General features: G+C 66.8%; 22 protein-coding genes. 21 read left to right on the forward strand and 1 reads right to left on the reverse strand.

Features of this window, described 5'->3' with window-relative positions:
* Positions 1 to 146 precede the first annotated feature (146 nt).
* The 19 genes from JQX08_RS04960 (at position 147) to JQX08_RS05050 (ending at position 15,631) form a co-directional block, all read left to right on the forward strand.
* Positions 147 to 1,259 carry a transporter substrate-binding domain-containing protein gene (locus JQX08_RS04960; RefSeq protein ID WP_204915132.1) on the forward strand — a complete coding sequence of 371 codons (1,113 nt, stop codon included), beginning with the start codon at positions 147 to 149 and terminating at the stop codon, positions 1,257 to 1,259.
* Positions 1,260 to 1,426: 167 nt separating this feature from the next.
* Positions 1,427 to 1,891 (forward strand): multidrug transporter, encoded by a 465-nt coding sequence (locus JQX08_RS04965; protein ID WP_204915133.1) that lies wholly within the window; start codon positions 1,427 to 1,429, stop codon positions 1,889 to 1,891.
* 82 nt (positions 1,892 to 1,973) lie between these two features.
* Positions 1,974 to 2,804: an SDR family oxidoreductase gene (locus JQX08_RS04970; RefSeq protein ID WP_204915134.1), complete on the forward strand. Its 831-nt coding sequence runs from the start codon at positions 1,974 to 1,976 to the stop codon at positions 2,802 to 2,804.
* 156 nt (positions 2,805 to 2,960) lie between these two features.
* Positions 2,961 to 3,290, forward strand: coding sequence for a hypothetical protein (locus JQX08_RS04975; RefSeq protein WP_204915135.1), 330 nt, complete (start codon positions 2,961 to 2,963; stop codon positions 3,288 to 3,290).
* Positions 3,291 to 3,338: 48 nt separating this feature from the next.
* Positions 3,339 to 3,791 (forward strand): hypothetical protein, encoded by a 453-nt coding sequence (locus tag JQX08_RS04980; RefSeq protein WP_204915136.1) that lies wholly within the window; start codon positions 3,339 to 3,341, stop codon positions 3,789 to 3,791.
* A 29-nt stretch (positions 3,792 to 3,820) separates the two neighbouring features.
* On the forward strand, positions 3,821 to 4,399 hold the full coding sequence (locus JQX08_RS04985; RefSeq protein WP_204915137.1) for a hypothetical protein: 579 nt from the start codon (positions 3,821 to 3,823) through the stop codon (positions 4,397 to 4,399).
* A gap of 258 nt (positions 4,400 to 4,657) precedes the next feature.
* Positions 4,658 to 5,071 (forward strand): DUF6841 family protein, encoded by a 414-nt coding sequence (locus JQX08_RS04990; protein ID WP_204915138.1) that lies wholly within the window; start codon positions 4,658 to 4,660, stop codon positions 5,069 to 5,071.
* Positions 5,072 to 5,199: 128 nt separating this feature from the next.
* Positions 5,200 to 5,637, forward strand: coding sequence for a YciI family protein (locus JQX08_RS04995; RefSeq protein WP_204915139.1), 438 nt, complete (start codon positions 5,200 to 5,202; stop codon positions 5,635 to 5,637).
* 94 nt (positions 5,638 to 5,731) lie between these two features.
* Positions 5,732 to 6,166 (forward strand): GFA family protein, encoded by a 435-nt coding sequence (locus JQX08_RS05000; protein ID WP_204915140.1) that lies wholly within the window; start codon positions 5,732 to 5,734, stop codon positions 6,164 to 6,166.
* Positions 6,167 to 6,258: 92 nt separating this feature from the next.
* A complete protein-coding gene (locus tag JQX08_RS05005) occupies positions 6,259 to 6,912 on the forward strand; it encodes a glutathione S-transferase family protein (RefSeq protein ID WP_239481963.1) in 654 nt (217 codons plus the stop codon).
* 23 nt (positions 6,913 to 6,935) lie between these two features.
* Positions 6,936 to 7,937 carry a GNAT family N-acetyltransferase gene (locus JQX08_RS05010; RefSeq protein WP_204915142.1) on the forward strand — a complete coding sequence of 334 codons (1,002 nt, stop codon included), beginning with the start codon at positions 6,936 to 6,938 and terminating at the stop codon, positions 7,935 to 7,937.
* A gap of 74 nt (positions 7,938 to 8,011) precedes the next feature.
* Entirely contained in the window at positions 8,012 to 8,794 is a 783-nt protein-coding gene (locus JQX08_RS05015; protein WP_204915143.1) for an N-acyl homoserine lactonase family protein, read from the forward strand.
* A 95-nt stretch (positions 8,795 to 8,889) separates the two neighbouring features.
* The gene (locus JQX08_RS05020; protein WP_204915144.1) at positions 8,890 to 9,366 is read left to right on the forward strand and encodes a 2TM domain-containing protein; all 477 of its coding nucleotides are present in this window, start codon (positions 8,890 to 8,892) and stop codon (positions 9,364 to 9,366) included.
* A gap of 81 nt (positions 9,367 to 9,447) precedes the next feature.
* Complete coding sequence (locus JQX08_RS05025) at positions 9,448 to 9,825, forward strand: hypothetical protein (RefSeq protein ID WP_204915145.1); 378 nt, start codon at positions 9,448 to 9,450, stop codon at positions 9,823 to 9,825.
* 150 nt (positions 9,826 to 9,975) lie between these two features.
* On the forward strand, positions 9,976 to 10,485 hold the full coding sequence (locus tag JQX08_RS05030) for a sigma-70 family RNA polymerase sigma factor (protein ID WP_204915146.1): 510 nt from the start codon (positions 9,976 to 9,978) through the stop codon (positions 10,483 to 10,485).
* Position 10,486: 1 nt separating this feature from the next.
* On the forward strand, positions 10,487 to 11,440 hold the full coding sequence (locus JQX08_RS05035; RefSeq protein WP_204915147.1) for a FecR domain-containing protein: 954 nt from the start codon (positions 10,487 to 10,489) through the stop codon (positions 11,438 to 11,440).
* A gap of 112 nt (positions 11,441 to 11,552) precedes the next feature.
* Complete coding sequence (locus JQX08_RS05040) at positions 11,553 to 14,090, forward strand: TonB-dependent receptor (RefSeq protein ID WP_204915148.1); 2,538 nt, start codon at positions 11,553 to 11,555, stop codon at positions 14,088 to 14,090.
* Between the two features lie 235 nt (positions 14,091 to 14,325).
* Positions 14,326 to 14,586 carry a hypothetical protein gene (locus tag JQX08_RS05045; protein ID WP_204915149.1) on the forward strand — a complete coding sequence of 87 codons (261 nt, stop codon included), beginning with the start codon at positions 14,326 to 14,328 and terminating at the stop codon, positions 14,584 to 14,586.
* Between the two features lie 70 nt (positions 14,587 to 14,656).
* On the forward strand, positions 14,657 to 15,631 hold the full coding sequence (locus JQX08_RS05050) for a 2-hydroxyacid dehydrogenase (RefSeq protein ID WP_204915150.1): 975 nt from the start codon (positions 14,657 to 14,659) through the stop codon (positions 15,629 to 15,631).
* A gap of 292 nt (positions 15,632 to 15,923) precedes the next feature.
* Here JQX08_RS05050 and JQX08_RS05055 read toward each other — a convergent pair whose 3' ends face one another.
* A complete protein-coding gene (locus JQX08_RS05055) occupies positions 15,924 to 16,817 on the reverse strand; it encodes a DMT family transporter (RefSeq protein WP_204915151.1) in 894 nt (297 codons plus the stop codon).
* Between the two features lie 145 nt (positions 16,818 to 16,962).
* On the opposite strand from JQX08_RS05055, the gene JQX08_RS05060 reads away from it, so the two are divergent.
* Together JQX08_RS05060 and JQX08_RS05065 are read left to right on the forward strand one after the other, a co-directional pair.
* A complete protein-coding gene (locus JQX08_RS05060) occupies positions 16,963 to 17,841 on the forward strand; it encodes an AraC family transcriptional regulator (protein WP_204915152.1) in 879 nt (292 codons plus the stop codon).
* A 155-nt stretch (positions 17,842 to 17,996) separates the two neighbouring features.
* Positions 17,997 to 19,583 (forward strand): AMP-binding protein, encoded by a 1,587-nt coding sequence (locus JQX08_RS05065; protein WP_204915153.1) that lies wholly within the window; start codon positions 17,997 to 17,999, stop codon positions 19,581 to 19,583.
* The last annotated feature ends 10 nt before the right edge of the window (positions 19,584 to 19,593 follow it).

Here is a 19,593-nt window from a genome sequence, read left to right on the forward strand (position 1 = left end):
CGGAGCGGGTGAGGGTCGAGCTGCGATGCTTGCCCCACCGTCGCCAGCCCTTCAGCGCATCCCCGAGCACACTACAGTGGAAATGGCAGCATCCGGAAAATCGCACTACCACCTACATCGATCAGGTTTGAAAACTGGAGCAGAGCATGTTCGATTCGGCGCGCGACGAGAATGCAACCCGGCCAGGGATAATCCTGCGACGGTGCGTGGCGCTGCTCGTTGCACTGCTCGTGGTGTGCCCGGCCGTGGCCCAGGAAGCAGCGCAAGCAAAGGTCAGCCTCAGGGTAGGAGTCAACATCAGTGCACCCTTCGTGATGGAAAAGGATGGCAGATACAGCGGCATGGCAATCGAGCTCTGGCAGTTGCTCCAGCGAGATTCAGATACCCCATCCAGCTATATGGTGTTCCCTACGTTCAACGCGCTGGTGGATGCGCTGGAAAAAGGCGAGATCGATGTCGCCGTGAGCAATCTGTCGATCACCCACGATAGGGCCATGAAGATCGATTTCACCCAACCATGGTTCGACGCCGGGCAGAGAATCATGATCAGCCAGGACTCCAGCACCGGCTGGGATGTCCTGAACGGCTTGTGGAGATCCGGCTTCGTGCGCGTGTATTTCATTCTCAGCGTACTACTGCTCCTGGGGACCTGGCTGCTGACCGTCTTCGACCGGCGCTATGCCCCGGACTTCCCACGCAAGTGGACGGAGGGACTTTCCCAGAGTTTTCTCTACATCGTGCTGATCATTTCCGGAAATCCGCAGTTGGAGAGAAACCACTTTGGCTGGGTGGGACGGGTACTCACCGGAATCTGGCTAATCGGCGGCATCGCCGGCGTCGCGTTCGTGACCTCTTCGGTGACCAGTGTGATGACTGCGACTGCGCTGACCAACCAGATCAACAACCTCTCAGACCTGGCCGGAAAGACGGTCGGCGTGTTTGCCGGTAGCGTGTCCGAGGAGTTCGCACGCAAGTCGGGGCTCGATCACCGCCCGTTCTCCGATATCGACAGCGCAATCAAGGCGCTCCGGGAAAAGCGCATCGCGGCGCTAATCGGCGACGCCCCGGTGCTCGAGTACTATGTTCACGCCCACCCTCAGGCAGCCCTCTCCATGACGGGGAGCATCTTCGCCCCGGACAAATACGGCTTCGGCCTGCAACACGCCAGTCCTTTGACCGGACAAGTCACTGTCGAACTCCTCAACGCCAAGGAACAAGGTGAACTAGAAGCATTGCGGATCAAATACTTCGGCGACTGAGACCGACACTCTTTCGCTCGGCGCCGCTGCCTGCTCCTGACGGGGTTAGCCGGAGCCCATCCATAGACCTAACCGCTGCGATTTCCAGCTGCCCTCTCCGCTGGATACGCGTCGTCGCCAATCGTTGCTGCGCTAAGCTGAGCGCACCCGTTATCCGGACGAACTCCATGCTGATCGGCATCCTCCTGATCCTCACCTGGCTGGTCCTGCTGATCCGTTACCCGGCCAAGGCCCTGCCGATTTCCGCCGCCGCGCTGATCGGCCTGCTGCTGGTCGGCGCCTGGATGTACTGGCTCGACCAACGCGAAAAGCGCCAGCTGGCACACCTCGAACTGCGTATCGCCTTCGCCCCCGAGCGCTGCCCGGCCGATCGCCCGCTGGCCCTCGACCTGAAGAACGGCGCCCGCGCGCCGCTGCAGGAGCTGCGCTGGGACGTCGCCGCCTACCGCCCCGGCGACACCGTCAACCTCGCCCGCAACCTCTACGACGCGCCGCGCTACCGCGGCCCCGGCGAACTGCTGCCCGGCGACAGCTGGCAGGACTGCCTGCCGCTGCCAACCCTGCGCGCAGGCTACCGCGCCGCCACCCTCGAATACCGCGCCGAACGCATCCAGGGCAGCTTCGCCAACTGAGCCCCAACACCACGTCGCCCCTTGCCCCCGACCGCGACGTGCCCGCAAGCTGGCGCCTTTCGCTCATCACAAGGAAGCGCCCATGTCCCAGCCCATCGCCCTCATCACCGGCTGCTCCAGCGGCATCGGCCGTGCCCTCGCCGATGCCTTCCAGGCCGCCGGCTACCAGGTCTGGGCCACCGCCCGCAAAGCCGAAGACGTCGCCGCGCTGAACGCCGCCGGCTTCGTCGGCGTGCCGCTGGACGTCAACGACGCCGACGCGGTGGCGCTGCTCGGCGCGCGCCTGAACGCCGAAGCCGAGGGCCTCGCCGTGCTGATCAACAACGCCGGCTACGGCGCCATGGGCCCGCTGCTCGACGCCGGCGCCGACGCCCTGCGCCGCCAGTTCGAGACCAACGTGTTCGCCGTGATCGGCGTGACCCGCGCGCTGTTCCCCGCGCTGCGCAAGGCGCGCGGCCTGGTGGTCAACATCGGCAGCGTGTCCGGCGTGCTGGTCACCCCGTTCGCCGGCGCCTACTGCGCCTCCAAGGCCGCCGTGCACGCGCTCTCCGACGCACTGCGCCTGGAGCTGGCGCCGTTCGGCATCGACGTCATGGAAGTCCAGCCCGGCGCCATTGAATCCAGCTTCGGCAGGAACGCCAGCCAGCAGGCCGAACAGCTGATCCAGGAAGGCTCGCCCTGGTGGCCGTTCCGCGACGGCATCCGCGCCCGCGCCAACGCCTCCCAGGACCACCCCACCCCCGCCGCCAGCGTCGCCCGCGACTTGCTCGCCGCCGCACAGAAATCCCAACGCCCGCGCCTGCTGCGCCTCGGCAACGGCAGCCGCGCCCTGCCGCTGCTGGCCGCAGTGTTGCCGAAAGGGCTGCTGGAAGCGGTGCTGAAGAAGCGCTTTGGGCTGAATCAGCCTGCGTGAGTTTGCAATGCCGGGGATGGGGGCTGGACTCGATGATGGCCAAATAGTAGCGTCGCGCTGCAGAGGAATGCGGCAGAGCCTTACAGTCAGATAGCGTTCCTGTAAGGCGTGCTGCAGAAGCAGCTTGAACGTCTCACCTCCAAAAGGAACTTGGAAATGTTCATACAATTGGCAATAACCGCAATTCTGAACGGACTTGGTTTGTTCGGCGCATCAAAATTAATGAATATCTCGCTAAGCCTGGTTCAGGCCTTTGTCGTGGCGATATGTGTGGAAACCATAAGCCAGATGTTCCTAGGAAAACAGGATTCATTTGACCCAATAGCAGCAACTGCAGTGTTTGCAGCCTACATAATCGGCCTGAAGATATGCACAGGCGAAGGCATACTCAGCGCAATCAAACTAGCGGTATTTGCAGTCATCCTCGAATACGCAGTAATCGCAACAATAATTAAAATTACAAACCCTATTTCAGTCGGCATTTAACAACGCAGCACTTAGCAACCTGAAGACCAGATAGCGCAAGGAAGTCACATGAAAGGAATTCGCAAGGACCGGCTCGTAGCAGTAGCAACGCCAGCAGCCATCATTGCCGCGACCTACCTCTCGGGTTGGTTCACCCTGCTCCTGCCTGCAGGGCTCTACTTTATCTACAAGAAATGCTCACTGGATCTTTCAAAGAACGTAGCACTTAAAATATTCGACCTAATTATTTCAATAGCCATCTTGATCGTGGTCATTGCAATCATTGTCGGCGCGCTGCGAATCGTCGCCAGAGATGGAGAGTTTACAATCCCATTTATCTCGAGCGACCTTCTTGTACCGGTAGTCTCGAGCATTCTAGCTGGATACTGCATGGCGAGCTTTTTTGTAACTGGTGTAAAAGCATTAAAAGGAAAGGAGCATAAGCCTGCACTTTCCCTTGGAATCTTTGAGGCGCTACGAGGAAAGCGCATAACATCCAGCAGCAGCGAACAAAAAATATAAATCAGAATAAAAACAACAGGCATCACAACATGCACAAGCAACTCCTTTCCGCCTCACTGCTCAGCGCAGCACTCTTGCTAAGCGGATGCGCGGGCTTCAAGGCCAACAACCTTCCCGAAATCGGTTACGACAAACTGCAACCGCCGTCGGACGCGCGAACCAAGATCTTCAGTCAGTGGAAGTTGGAATCTGGTTACCCCGCGAATGAAGCCATCAACGCTTCGTACAAACGGCAGTTCGACGATGTGGTTGCCAAGTCCGATTGCTGCACGCTGGTCGGCAGTGCGGCTGAGGCCGATGTCGTGGTCGACGGCAAGGCCTATGCCGAGGCCAATCCGGCGGCCGGCCTCGCCGCTACGCTGTCCGGCTTTACCATGACGGTTTTGCCCTGCTGGGCAACCCTGAATGTGCACATTTCTGCCGACGTGAACCGCGGCGACCTGTCGCGTGCTTACGACCTACGCGACTCGGCGACGATGGTGATCTGGCTGCCGATGATCGTGGCCATGCCGTTTACCGACAACCCGTTCAAAGCCGAAAAAGAGATCAACGAGAACGCCTACAAGAACCTGGTGTTCCGCATGAAAACCGACGGACTAATCAAGTAAAACCGTCTGCTTGGCCACGGTGTCCTTCACCGTGGCTGTACCCTCGCGGCGCCCACAGGACATGCGCGGCGCCGTGCCAAATACTCAACCCTCCTGCGGCGTCGGCTGCTTGGCAGCGACGCGATAAGCCGCCCCTTCTCAGGCAGCGCAAGCCGGTACGTCGTATTCACGCCACTGATGCAGTTGAGAGCCGACCGTTGGCTGTCTATTAAGAGTCAGATCGCGGCCCCCAGGATGCCGTGACTCCGGATACCCGCCTTGGCCGAGGGATTGCGCGTGAACCCCACAGAACTTGAACGTCGTGCTCGCACCTTCTTCGATGATTTCGTCGAGGCCTTCCGTTCCTTCGACGGCGACATCATTGCCGCACGCTACCTGACCCCATACCTGGCCTTTCACCGCTACGGGGCTGTGCAGGTCTTCACGTCGCGCGCAGAAGTGGCGGCGTACTTTCAACGCATCGTCGACGAGTACCACGCACAGGGGTGTCGGCTGTGCCGCTACCACGACCTGGCGGTGGTAGCCCTTGGCAAGGACTGCGCCCTCGCCACGGTGACCTGGGAGCTTCTCGCCGCGGACCACTCCGTCCTCAGTGCGTGGCGGGAATCGTACAACCTGTGCTGGGCCGAAGGCCGCTTCCTGGTGTTCACCTCCACCGACCATCCCGCCTGACCGCACCGCAGCCGCTACTACACTCCTGCCGGCAGCACCGCCGCACCCTTGTCGAATTGCCGCCCCGCCGTTCGACCATAGGACAGAGCGGCGCAGCAGCGACGCAACCACGGCACAGGAGAACACCGATGCGGTTCATGATCATCATCAAGGCCACCCAGGACAGTGAAGCGGGCAAGATGCCGGACGAGCAGTTGCTGGCGGCGATGGGCAAGTTCAACGAGGAGCTGGTCCAGGCCGGCGTGATGCTCGCCGGCGACGGCCTGCACCCGAGTTCGCGGGGCGCGCGGGTGCGTTTTTCCGGCGGCAAGCACAGCGTCACCGACGGGCCGTTCGCCGAGACCAAGGAGCTGATCGCCGGCTTCTGGATCTGGCAGCTGAATTCGCTGCAGGAGGCCATCGACTGGGTCAAGCGCTGCCCCGACCCGATGCCCGGCAGCGAGGCGGAGATCGAGATTCGGCCGATCTTCGAGGCGGAGGATTTCGGCGCCGAGTTCACCCCGGAGCTGCGCGCCCGCGAAGAGCAGCTGCGTGCGCAGATCGACGAACAGGCGCACAAAGGCTGAGCGCTTCTCCGGCAACTACACTTGCGTGCCTCGATTGGCGCCGCCGGCGCCAGTCCGCACACGGACGTGTCGTCCTTCGTCGAGGAGATAGGTCATGAGCAACGCAAGTACTTACCAAGGCAGCTGCTTCTGCGGCGCGGTGCAGTTCACCGTGACCGGCGAACCGGTGGCGATGGGTTACTGCCACTGCGAATCCTGCCGGCACTGGTCGGCAGGGCCGGTCAATGCATTCACCCTGTGGCAACCCGACGCCGTGCAGGTCACCCAGGGCGCGGACAACATCGGCACCTACCACAAGACCGAGAACAGCTACCGCAAGTGGTGCAAGACCTGCGGTGGGCATCTGTTCAGCGAGCATCCGGGATTGGGTTTCACCGACGTGTATGCCGCGGTGATTCCGGCCCTGAACTACCAGCCGGCGGTGCACGTGAACTACCGCGAGACCGTGCTGCGCATCAAGGATGGTCTGCCGAAGATGCAGGACTTCCCGGCGGAAATGGGCGGCTCGGGCGTCATCCTGCCCGAGTAGCCGCGAACGCGACGGGGTGGCCGGGTACGCCGATGTCGATTTCGCCGAGCACCGTCCGACCATTCGACACGCCACCCCGGAGATGCAGCGCCATGAAACTCTATGCCCACCCGTTCTCGTCCTACTGCCAGAAGGTCCTGATCGCACTGTACGAGAACGCCACGCCCTTCGAATGGCGCCAGCTCGGCCCCGACAACCCGGCTGCCGTGGCCGAGCACGCCGAGCTGTGGCCGCTCAAGCGCATGCCGCTGCTGGTCGATGACGGCCGCCCGGTGCTCGAATCGAGCATCATCATCGAGTACCTCGACCTGCGGCATCCCGGCCCCGTGCGGCTGATTCCCGAGGACCGCAACGCGGCGCTGGAGGTGCGCCTGCTCGATCGCTTCTTCGACAACTACGTGATGACGCCGATGATGAAGTACGTCTTCGACGTGCTGCGCGAGCCGCAGCAGCGCGACCCCTACGGCGTGAGCGAGGCCGGCGAGCTGCTCGTCAGCGCCTATGCCTGGCTCGACGACTACCTGAACGGCCGCCAGTGGGCCGTCGGCGAAAGCTTCAGCCTGGCCGACTGCGCCGCTGCGCCGGCGCTGTTCTATGCCGACTGGGTGCACCCGATCGACGCCGGCTTCAGCCAGCTGCGCGCCTACCGCCAGCGCCTGCTGGGCCGCCCCTCGTTCGCCCGGGTGGTGGAGGAAGCACGCCCCTATCGAGACTTGTTCCCGATCGGCGCGCCGGATCAGGATTGAGCGCGAGACAACAGAGAGCGCCCATGCACGACTACTGCATCGAGCTCGCCCGCAGCGACGACCTGGCGGCGCTGCCGGCCATCGAGCGGGCCGCCGCCGGCTTGCTGCCCGAGGCCCTGCTGCCCAGTGCGTTGCGTCAGCACACCTTGGCAGCCGAACACCTGCACGCCGGGCAGCGCGAGGCGCGGCTGTGGGTAGCCCGCGAGGCCGCGGGTGCGCCGGTCGGCTTCGCCCTAGGCGAAGAAGTCGATGGCCAGGTGCTGCTCGCCGAGCTCGACGTGCATCCGGCGCACACCCGCCGCGGCCTCGGCGCCGCGTTGCTCAACCAGGTGATCGCCTGGGCCGCGGCGCGCGACCAGCCGGCGCTGTACCTGACCACCTTCAGCGCCTTCGCGCCCAGTGCCGCGCTGTACCGCCGGGCCGGCTTCGTCGCCCTGGGTCGCGCAGAAACCCCGCCGTTCCTGCTGGCCATCCTCGCCGAGGAGCAAGCCGCCGGGTTGAATGAGCGCCACGCGCTGCGCCGCCCGCTGACGCCCGCCATTGTGGAGACCGCCATGAATGTCCGTCTGATCGACCGTCGCCCCACCGAACTCGCCTACCTGCGCCACCTCGGCGCCTACGGCGAACCAATCTCGCGCTTCTGGCAGGAGCAGGTGTTCGCCTGGATGGCCACCAACAACCTGCTCGGCCGCGCCCGCTATGGCATCAGTCACGACGACCCGGCCATCACCGCGGCCGCGCAGTGCCGCTACGACGCCTGCGTCGAGGTGGCCGCCGACGAAGTGCTGACCGGCGACGCCCTGCGCACCACCCTGCCCGGCGGGCGCTACGCGGTGCTGGCGTTCAGCGGCGAGGCGCGGCAGATCGGCGCGGCCTGGGACGCCCTGCTGCTGGACTGGCTGCCGTCGAGCGGACTGCAACTCGACGCCCGGCCCTGCTTCGAGCACTATCCGACAGACGCGGCCTGTGATCCGCAACGCGGCCTGTTCGCCTGCGAGATCTGCATCCCCGTCGTCCCGCTGTAAGGCGACGGTCCAGGCGCGCGAACCCGGCGGCAGCGTAGAGGCCGCCGGTCTGAGCCCGTCGCGAGGAGATCGCCATGACCCACGCCCTCAAGCTCTGGCCGCTGCTCACGGGCCTGCACCGCTACGAAAAAACCGTCTCCACGCGCGACCGCGGCCATGGCCAGTTCATCGAAGCACCGATCCTCGCCTACCTGATCGAGACGCCGAACGGGCGCATCCTCTATGACGTCGGCTGCGACTATCGCAAGGTCGCCGATCCGCAGCTGAACAAGCAGTTCTTCGCACCGATGCAGCCGCTGTTCGATCCACCGCGGATGACCGAGGAGCAGCGCGTCACCCGCTACCTGGAACGCCTCGGCCTGACGCCCAAGGACATCGACCTGGTGTTCGTCGGCCACCTGCACTTCGACCATGTCGGAGGCATCTGCGACCTGCCCGGCTGCGAGGTGCACATCCAGGCCGACGAGCTGGCCGCCGCACGCACTGGCCTGGACGACGGGGTGTTTCCCGACGAGCTCGCCGGCGCCGAGCATTGGCGCGTGCACAGCGGCGAGTACACGGTGAGCAGCGGCGTGCACGCCATCGCCACGCCCGGGCATACCGCCGGGCACATGTCGCTGCTGATCGAGCTGCCCAAGGGCCCGCCGGTGATCCTCTGCGGCGACGCCGCCGACCTCAGCGAGAACCTCAGCGACGAGGTCGCGCCCGGCTACTGCTGGGAGGACAACGAGGCGCTGGCCCTGGCGAGCATCCGCAAACTGAATAAACTGGCCCACGACGAAGGCGCCGAGTTGTGGCCGAACCACGACCTGGAGTTCTTCCATCGCCAGGCGCCATTCCCCGCCTGGCGGGACTGACAGGGCGGACTGTCGGGTAATTGTCGGGCGCCTGTCGTGGTCACACGGGCAGGCGATAGGAACAATCGGGGCTCAGCCGTACAGCAGGTAACGTCATGCGCATTCGCGAATTGAGATTGGCCCGTGGCTGGTCGCAGGAACAGCTGGCCGAACTGACCGGCCTCAGCGTCCGCACCATCCAGCGTCTGGAAGGCGGCCAGTCGGCCGGCCTGGAAACCCTCAATGCGTTGGCTGCCGTGTTTGCCGTGCCGCTGGTCGAGCTGTCCGCCCCGCCACCCGTTCCGGAGACCGCCATGCAACCCCACGACACCCCGCCACTCGCCCCGCCGCTGTCGCTCAGCCCGGCCCTGCGCTATCGCCTGATCCGCTATGCGACGGTGATTGGCGGCCTGCTACTGATCAACCTGCTCACCTCGCCACAGCACCTGTGGTTCCTCTATCCGGCGCTGATCTGGGGGCTGATCCTCGGCCTGCGCGTGCTCCGCGAATCCGGGCGCTTTCCGCTGCTCGGCGAGGCCTGGAGCGAGCGCGCGGCGCGCAAGCGCGCCCGGCGTGACGCCCGCTCGTCGTGAGCCAAGGCTTGTCGCCACGCGGCTAGCCGACTAGCGTCTGCAGACCCGGGCCGCCTTGGCCCGGTCTGCCGGATATCCGCCATGCTCCAGACCATCGCCGTTCGCCACTACGCCCTCGCCGGGATGATCGCCGTGCTGCTGCTCAACCTGTTGTTGCGCGGCTTCGTCAAAGTCGGCGGGGTGCTCGCCAGCCTGTGCGTGGCAGTCCTGGTCGCCGCGGGAGTGGCGCTGTGCTTTGCCTGGCGCGTGCGCCGGGCGCCGAGCCTCGGCGAACGCTGGCGACTCACCGGGCTGTACGCCGCCGGGCTCGGCGTGCTCTACCTGCTGCTATTGCTGATGATGACCCTGCAGGACCAGCCCAGCCCGATGGGCACCGTGCTGTTCTTCCTGCATTACCTGCTGTATCCGCTGAGCCTGTGGCTGTGCCTGTCGCCCCGGGTGTTCGCGCGTTTCCGCTAGCTCGCCCCCGCATTTTCCGCACCGCACCAGCACGCCACCCAACCGGCGCGGCGTCCGGCGCATGGCCAAATATTGCTCAATCCGATGCGAAGCCCATACAATTAAGAACAGTTAGCATTTGATAAACGACTCTTCCTGGAGCCCGCGTTCGTGTCGATCGCCCAGACCGCACCGGACATCGCCCTGCAGCGCCTCTACCTCGACAACCACAGCTGGTTGAGCGGCTGGTTGCGGCGCCGCCTCGGCTGCCCGGAAAGCGCCGCCGACCTGACCCAGGACACCTTCGTCAAAGTCCTGGTGGCCCGCGAGCTGCCGGCGATCCGCGAGCCGCGCGCGTTCCTCACTACCATCGCCAAGCGCGTGCTGGCCAACCACTACCGCCGCCAGGACATCGAACGCGCCTACCTGGAAGCGCTGGCCAGCCTGCCGGTCGCCGAGGTGCCCTGCGAGGAAAGCCGGGCGATCATCCTGGAAACCCTGCTCGAGCTGGATCGCCTGCTCGACGGTCTGCCGCGCCTGGCCCGCCAGGTGTTCCTGCTGGTGCAGCTGGACGGCCTGACCTACGCCGAGGTCGCCGCGCAGCTGGACATCTCGCTGTCCAGCGTCAAGCGCTACCTGGCCAAGGCCGCGCAGCAGTGCTACTTCGCCGAGGTCGACTGAGATGCATGCGCCGATCAGTGCCGCGGTCGCCGAGCAGGCGGTGCGCTGGCTGCTCGAACTGCAGGACGGCCAGCCCAGCGACCAGCAGCGCCAGGCCTGGGCCGCCTGGCGCGCCGCCGCGCCGGAGCATGAGCAGGCCTGGCAGCGCATCGAATCGGTCAACCAGCGCCTGCGTGGGGTACCCAGCGGCCTGGCGCGGCGGACCCTCGACGCGCCGGCCTCGCGCCAGCGCCGCGATGCGCTGAAGACCCTGGCGGTGCTGCTCGGCGCCGGCGCCACCAGCTGGGGGCTGCTCGAAGAGAAGCCCTGGCAACCCTGGCTGGCCGATCAGCACACCGCGGTTGGCGAACGCCGCGACCTGACCCTCGCCGATGGCACGCGCCTGGTGCTGAACACCGACAGCGCGGTGAACATCCGCTTCGACCACGCCCAGCGCTTGATCGACCTGCAGCGTGGCGAGATCTTCCTGCACGGCGCCGCCGACCCGCGGCCGCTGCGCGTCAGTACGCCGCACGGCCTGATCGACCCGGCCGGCACGCAGCTCAGCGTGCGCCTGGCCGACGCCAGCAGCCGGGTCAGCCTGTTCGAGGGCCAGGCGCTGGTGCAGCCGCGCGCCCACGCCGGTGCGCCACTGCGCCTGCTGGCCGGCCAGCAGCTCAGCTTCGACAGCCGCCAGCTCGGCGCGCTGCAGACGGTGGACGAGAACAGCCGCGCCTGGAGCCGCGGCATGCTGATCGCCAGCCAGATGCGCCTGGCCGACTTCCTCGCCGAACTGAGCCGCTACCGCCACGGCCGCCTCAGCTGCGACCCGGCGATCGCCGACCTGCGCCTGTCCGGCAGCTACCCGCTGGATGACAGCGAACGCATCCTCGCCCTGCTGCCGCGCGCGCTGCCCATCGAAGTGCGCCACTTCACCCGCTACTGGGTCAGCGTGCATCCACGCGCGCGGGCCTGAGGCGCCCGCGCCGCGCCGACCGCCAACTTTTTTGCAGCCGCCTGAACCTTTTTCCCGAGCTCGCGTGACAAGGCCATCAGAACCCCACTTATTTCCCTTGCACGAGAAGCCCATGCGTCCATCCCGCCCCGCTCCCTTCGCCCGCTCGCCCCTCAGCCGTGCGCTGTCGCCGCTGCTCCTCGGTCTCGGCCTGGCCGTCGCCGGCGTCGCCCCGGCCTTGCCGGCGATCGCCGCCGAACAGCAGGCCGGCCTGCAGCAGTTCCACATCGCCGCCGGGCCGCTGGAAAGCGCGCTCAACCAGTTTGGTGAACAGGCCGGCGTGCTGCTGTCGTTCAGCTCGGAGCTCACCGCCAACCGCCAGACCCAGGGCCTGGACGGCAGCTACAGCGTCGCCGACGGCCTCGACCGCCTGCTCGACGGCAGTGGCCTGCGCGCGGTGGCCAGCGACGGCGGCTACACCCTGAAACTCTCCGGCGTGGCGGTGGAAGTCGACCGCACCGTGGTGATCGGCTCGCGCGCGCCAACCAGCATCAGCGAGCTGCCGGGCACCGTGTGGGTAATCGACAGCACCCAGCTGCAGGAGCAGACCAAGGCCGGCGTGCCGTTCAAGGAAGCCCTCGGCCAGCTGATCCCCGGCCTCGACATCGGCCCGCAGGGGCGCACCAATTTCGGCCAGAACCTGCGCGGCCGTAGCGCCCTGGTGATGATCGACGGCGTGTCGCTGAACAGCTCGCGCGGCATCAGCCGCCAGTTCGACTCGATCGACCCGTTCAACGTCGAGCGCATCGAAGTGCTCTCCGGCGCCAGCGCGGTGTACGGCGGCGGCGCCACCGGCGGGATCATCAACATCGTCACCAAGAAGGGCGAAGCCGGCGCAGCGCGCTTCACCAGCGAAGTCGGCGTGCGCAGCGGCTTCCAGGAAAGCGACGACCACGACTGGCGCGCCGCGCAGTCGGTCAGCGGCGGCACCGAGCAGATCAACGGCCGCCTCTCCGTCGCCTACCAGAAGAACGGCGCCGCCTACGACGGCAACGGCGACCAGGTGCTGATGGACATCACCCAGACCGACCTGCAGTACAACAAGGCGGTCGACGTGATGGGCAGCCTCGACGTCGCCTTCGCCAACGGCCACAGCCTGAGCTTCGGCGCGCAGTGGTACGACTCCGGCTACGACGGCGACAAGGGCCTGTATCTCGGCCAGAACTTCCAGGCCCTGCGCGGCACGGCGCCGTTCGACATGCGCAGCGGCGCCGACTACGACCTCGAGCCGGAAACCCAGCGCCAGCAGTACAACGCCACCTACCACGCCCCGGAAGTGCTCGGTCAGGACCTCTACGTGCAGGCCTACTACCGCACCGAGGAGATGGCCTTCCAGCCGTTTCCCAACGTGCGTTTCACGGGCGGCGGCGCGGTCAACCCGCTGCAGTCGTACTACTCCGCGTCGCAGCAGGACACCGACTACTGGGGTCTGAAAACCGTGCTGGTCAAGGAATGGGACAGCGTCACCCTGAACTACGGCGCGGACTTCGAGTGGGAGAACTTCACCTCCAGCCAGAGCCTGTTCGACCTGCCGACCGCGCAGGCCAGCGGCGGCCTGGTCGCCGACCAGTACGCCAAGGTCGGCCGCTACCCGGGCATCGACACCGACAGCCGCTCGGGCTTCGCCCAGCTGTCCTGGAAAGCCACCGAGGACCTGACCCTGTCCGGCGGCTGGCGCCGCCAGTGGATCACCACCGACATCGGCGACTTCGTCGGCGCCACCCAGCAGATCCTCATCAGCAAGGGCCTCGGCAGCAGCGCCGACGCCATTCCCGGCGGCGAGAAGGACTACGACGTCGACCTCTACAACCTCGGCGCGGTGTACAAGCTGAGCCAGGCGCAGCAGGTCTGGGCCAACTACTCGGAAGGCTTCGAGCTGCCCGACCCGGCCAAGTACTACGGCCAGGGCGTCTACAGCGCCGCGCCAGTGGCCGGTCGCTGGGTGCTGCAGAACAGCGTCAACGTCGCCGAGTCGGCGCTCGACGGCATCAAGACCAAGCAGGTCGAGCTCGGCTGGCGCCACCATGACGGCAGCCTGGATGCCCAGCTCGCCGCGTTCTACGCCTGGTCGGACAAGAGCATCACCTACAACCGCACCACCCTGCTGGTCGAACAGCTGGCCGACAAGAAGCGCAACTACGGCCTGGAAGGTCAGCTGACCTACTGGCTGGATGACAACTGGCAGCTCGGCACCAGCGCGCTGGCGATCCGCTCGCAGCAGGAGATCAACGACCGCTGGGAGAAGCAGGACGTCACCGCCGCCAGCCCGTCCAAGGCCACCGCCTTCGTCGGCTGGCAGAACGGCGAGACCAGCGTGCGCCTGCAGGGCGTGCGCACCTTCAACCTGAGCGACGACGGCAACCTGGTGGCCGGCCAGTTCGACGGCAACGACCACAAGATCGACGGCTACACCACCTTCGACCTGCTCGGCAGCCAGGTGCTGCCGGTCGGCACGCTCAGCGCCGGCATCCAGAACCTGTTCGACAAGGACTACACCACGGTCTGGGGCCAGCGCGCCCAGGTGTTCTACGGCACCCTCGCGCCCGCCGCGCTGTTCGACTACAAGGGCCGTGGGCGCACCTACAGCCTGAGCTACAGCGTGGACTTCTGATCGCCGCACCGCCCCTCACCCCGGCCCTCTCCCAGTGGGAGAGGGTGCTTGCGAGGCCTGATACCGCACGCCGCCCCAGCTCCGTTCCCCCTCTCCTTTCGGGAGAGGGCTAGGGTGAGGGCCGGCCTAGCTCTGCGCCCCGCCCGACCTGCCAGCCAACTCGATATCTGCAACGGAACCACCGCCTCGCTTTGCCGCTCACTAGAGAACCACGGCAAACGGGCGAACCCTCTTCATGGACTACCTCGACTGGCTGCAATGGCCGGCCATGCTGGTGACGATCGCCGCCGCCTGGCTGATCGGCTCGCAACGGAAAAGTCGGCGCAAGGTCGGCTTCTGGGTATTCATCGCCAGCAACCTGCTGTGGATCGCCTGGGGCTGGTACGCCCACGCCTGGGCGCTGATCGTTCTGCAGCTGTGTCTGGCGGCGATGAACATCCGCGGCGCGCGCAAGACCGAACAGACAAGCGCCGATAATCGCCCGCAAACGCCCTGAACACGGCGCGCTAGACATCTCGGCGATGCTAACGTGGGCAACTGTCGTTCTGCCGTTACGAGAAGTCCCGATGAAAAAGACCGTACTCGCCTTCAGCCGCCTCGCGCCGAGCATCGTCGAACGCCTGCAGGAGCAGGTCGAGCTGATCATTCCCGGCGCCGATGGCGGCGACCTCAACGCGCAGTTCGCCGCCGCCCTGCCGCGCGCTCACGGCCTGCTCGGCGTCGGCCGGCGCCTGGGGCGCGACAGCCTGGCGACTGCCGAAAGCCTGGAGGTGGTGTCGAGCATCTCGGTCGGCTACGACAACTACGACGTCGACTATCTCAGCGAGCGCGGCATCCTGCTGACCAACACCCCCGACGTGCTCACCGAAAGCACCGCCGACCTGGCCTTCGCCCTGCTGATGAGCGCCGCACGCCGCGTCGCCGAACTGGACGCCTGGACGCGCGCCGGCAACTGGACGCGCACGCTCGGCCCGGAGCTGTTCGGCAGCGATGTGCACGGCAAGACCCTCGGCATCGTCGGCCTCGGCAACATCGGCGCGGCCATCGCCCGCCGCGGCCACCTGGGCTTCGGCATGCCGGTGCTGTACAGCGGCAACAGCCGCAAGCCGGCGCTGGAACAGCAGCTCGGCGCGCAGTACCGCAGCCTCGAGGCGCTGCTCGCCGAGGCCGATTTCGTCTGCATCGTGGTGCCGCTCAGTGCGCAGACCCGCCAGCTGATCGGCCGCCGCGAACTGGCGCTGATGAAGCCCGGAGCGATCCTGGTCAACATCGCCCGCGGCGCGGTGATCGACGAGGCGGCGCTGACCGACGCCCTGCAGCGCCGGCAGATTCGCGGCGCCGGGCTGGATGTCTACGAACAGGAGCCGCTGGCCACCTCGCCGCTGTTCCAGCTGCCCAACGTGGTGTGCCTGCCGCACATCGGCTCGGCCACCCACGAGACGCGCCAGGCCATGGCCGATCGCGCGGTGGACAACCTGCTCGCCGCGCTCGCCGGCGAACGCCCGCGTGACCTGGTCAATCCGCAGGTGTGGCGGGCCTAAGCGCTCCGCGCCGGCTGGCCGGCGCGGCGCCTACGCCCGGCTGCGCAATTGGATTCCCGCCTGCGCGGGACTGACGGTGCGAGGCGCTTCAGCGGGGACATCCGCTCCTCGTTGTCCCCGCGCCAGCGCGGAGGGATTTCGACGCACCGAATACCTGGCCCCGTCGTCCCCGCGCAGGCGGGGCCCCAGAAAACCGGCCACCGAGGTCCACCGCGCCCCGCAAAGCGCTTCAGGCGACCGCCCTTCACACCCAGCCGCCGCACCCAGCGCAGCAAAGAGCAGGCACTGAGCCCTACGCCAGCTTCGTCACTGGCAGCACCCTGGGCTTGCGAAACACCAGCACGTTGCCGAGCATCACCAGCACCAGGCCGAGCAGCGCCGGCGCGGTCCACTGGTAGCCCTCGACGAACGCCGAGATGTTCAGCGCCACCACCGGGAACAGCACCGTGCAGTAGGCGGCGCGTTCCGGGCCCATGCGCCCGACCAGGGTCAGGTAGGCGGTGAAGCCGATCACCGAGCCGGGAATCGCCAGGTACAGCAGCGAGCCGACATAGCCGCTGCTCCACTGGAAGGCGAACGGCGTGCCGCTCAGCAGGCAGTAGCCGCTCAGCAGGAGCGCGCCATACAGCATGCCCCAGGCGTTGGTGGTCAGCGGCTTGAGGCCGGCCTTCTGCTGCAGACTGGAAAGCAGGTTGCCGGCGGAGAAACACAGCGTGCCGACCAGCGCCAGCGCCAGGCCGATCAGGGTCTGCTGGCTGGGCCGATGGCCGCCGAGTTCCGGCCAGAACAGCAGACCCAGCCCGAGCAGGCCCAGGGCGCCACCGGCCAACACGTTGGCGGCGATGCGCTGCTTGAAGAACAGCCGCGCGTTCAGCGCGTTCCACAAGGTGGCGGTGGAGAACACCACGGCGATCAACCCGCTGGGGATCCACTGGCTGGCGGTGTAGAAGCACATGAAGTTCAGGCAGAACAGGCACACGCCCTGCGCCAGGCAGATCAGCTGGCCACGCACGTCGAGCTTCTGCAGACGCCGGCTGACGAGCAGCACGGCGAACAGCACCAGCGCGGCGAGGGCGAAGCGATAGGCGATGGAGGCCGGAATGGCGACCACCTCCAGTTGCAGCTTGATGGCGATCCAGGTGGTGCCCCAGATCAGCACGGTGAGCAGGTACAGGCCGAGGTTCATGACAGGCTCCATGGCGACTGTCGCCAGTGTCGTCCGCCGCCGCGCCGGGCGCTTGCACGTTCTTGCGCCTATTGTCCGCGACCGGCTGCCAGCGGCGCGCGGGCGCGCTAGCATGAGGCCCATCTCCCACCGCGCGAGTCGGCTCATGTCGCAGCTCGAACAGCACCAGGTCTTCCAGTCGCTCAGCAGTTCGCCGCACGCCCGCCTCGAGCAGTGCGCCGAGCTCGGCGACGGCCTGTGCGTGGCGCTGTGGAGCAACCACCACGACGCCCGCGAGTACCACAGCCCGCGCGATCACACGCTGTCCTGCTACCTGGCCGGCGGCACCGGCACGTTCCGCCGCGACCGGCCGTACGAGCGCGGCGCGCCGGACAAGCTGTGCGTGCTGCCGGCCGGGCATGAGTCGTCCTGGGTGATCAATGGCGAGATCCGCCTGGTGCACCTGTACGTCAGCGCCGAACGCTTCGCCCTCGGCGCGCTGCAGGTGTTCGACCGCGAACCGCGCGAGCTCGAACTGCGCGAGGAGACCTTTGTCGACGACCCGCAGCAGGCACAGCGCTTCCGCCAGCTGATCGCCCTCGACTGGCGCGAGCCGGGCGAACGCCTGCTGACCAGCAGCCTGGCCCACGCCATGCTCGAACACGCCCTGCTCACCCAGGCCGGGCCGCGCCACGCGCCGCGCCTCAAGGGCGGCCTGGCGCCGCACCAGCGCCGCCTGCTGCAGGACTACATCGAGCAGCACCTCGAGCAACCGCTGAGCCTTGAGGACCTCGCCGCGCTGGTCGCATTGTCCGAGTACCACTTCGCGCGAATGTTCCGCGAAAGCTTCGGCGTGCCGCCGCACCGCTACCTGCTCGCCCGCCGCCTGGCGCGCGCCTGCCAGTTGCTGCGCCACAGCCAGCTGCCGCTCGGCGAGATCGCCCTGGCCTGCGGCTTCGCCAGCGCCAGTCACTTCAGCAATCGCTTCCGCGCAGCGTTCGGCGCCACGCCCGGCCACTACCGCCTGGCCGTCACCACGCACTAGCTCGCGCCATTCCCCGCGCCGCCACGCCCATGGTCGGACAACGACCACGTGCGCGCCTCCGGTCGCCGCCGAGATACAAAAAGTTGCAACGTGAAGGCGGCGGGCGGTGCAAGAATCCGGGCACCTCCACCAAAAACAACAAGCAGAGAGGGCCCATGTCGCATCAGTTCAGCAATCCGTTCGCCGGCCAGGACTTCAACTGGCTGCTCGCCGCCCGCACCGCCGCGCACCCCGACAAGCCGCTGCTGGTCTGGGAACCCTTCGACCAGCCGCCGCAGACCATCAGCTACGCCGAATTCCACGCCAACGTAGGCCGCGTCGCCAGCACCCTGGCCGCGCTCGGCGTGAGCAGCGGCGACCGGGTGTTGATCCACCTGGAAAACTGCCCGGAGTTCCTCTTCACCTGGGCCGCCTGCGGCGAGCTCGGCGCCATCGCGGTGAACACCAACACCCGCTCCAGCGTCGAAGAAATGCACTACTACGTCAGCCACAGCCAGTGCCGGGTGGCGATCACCCAGCCGAACCTGCTGGCCAGCCTGGAACGCGTACGCGAGCAGCTGCGCTGGGTGGCCTGCACCGCCCACGATGCTGGCGCACCGGCGCCGCTGCCGGCCGGCGTGCTGCCCTTCGCCGAACTGCTCGCTAGCGAGCCGGCCGCCGAGCGCCGCCGGCTGCCAGCCGACCCGCTGCGACCGATGTACGTGCAGTACACCTCCGGCACCACCTCCCGGCCCAAGGGCGTGGTGCTCACCCACGGCAACGCGCTGTGGTCGGCGCGGGTCAATGCGCTGCACATGGAGCTGCGCAGCGACGACGTGCAGCTGGCGGCGATGCCGCTGTTCCACACCAACGCGCTGGGCTACTCGTTCCTCGGATCGCTGTGGGTCGGCGGCACCCTGGTGCTGATGCCGCGCTTCTCGGCCAGCCGCTTCTGGGACATCGCCCTGCGCAACCGCTGCACCTGGCACTCGACCCTGCCGTTCTTCATGCGCGCCCTGCTCGCCCAGCCGATCCCCGAGCGCCACCATTTCCGCCTGTGGGGCACGGCGATGTGCGACCCGGCGCCGGCCCAGCCGTTCGGCATCAAGGTGATCGGCTGGTGGGGCATGACCGAAACCATCTCACACCCGATCATCGCGCTCGGCGACCTGCCCAACACCAGCATGAGCATCGGCCGCGCCGCCACCACCTACCAGATCGCCGTGCTCGACGAGCAGGGCCAGCCGGTGGCCGCCGGTGGCAGCGGCGAGCTGCGCGTGCTCGGCATGCGCGGCGTGTCGCTGTTCAAGGAATACCTGGACAACCCCGAGGCAACCGCCGCGGCGTTCGACGAACACGGCTGGTTCATCAGCGGTGACCGCATCAAGCTGCTGGAAGACGGTTCCCTGCAGTTCGGCGATCGCGACAAGGACATGCTCAAGGTCGGCGGCGAGAACGTCGCGGCCTCGGAAGTCGAGCGGGTGCTGATGAGCCTGCCCGGTGTGGTCGAGGTGGCGGTGGTGGCCCAGCCCCACGAGATGCTCAACGAGGTGCCGTTCGCCTTCGTGCGCCTGGCCGACGACATCGCCGCCGAGCGTCACGCGGAGTTCGTCGAGCGCCTGCAGGCGCTGTGCCGCGAGCAGCTGGCCGACTTCAAGGTGCCGACCGGCTGGCGCATCGTCGAGGACTTCCCGCGGGTGACCCTGGAGAAGATCGCCAAGGCCGAGCTGCGCAAGCAGTTGGCTGCAGAGCAGTCGGCCTAGTGGCGGCGCA

Origin of the sequence: Zestomonas insulae, assembly GCF_016901015.1 — a bacterium.
In the GTDB taxonomy this organism is placed as follows: domain Bacteria; phylum Pseudomonadota; class Gammaproteobacteria; order Pseudomonadales; family Pseudomonadaceae; genus Aquipseudomonas; species Aquipseudomonas insulae.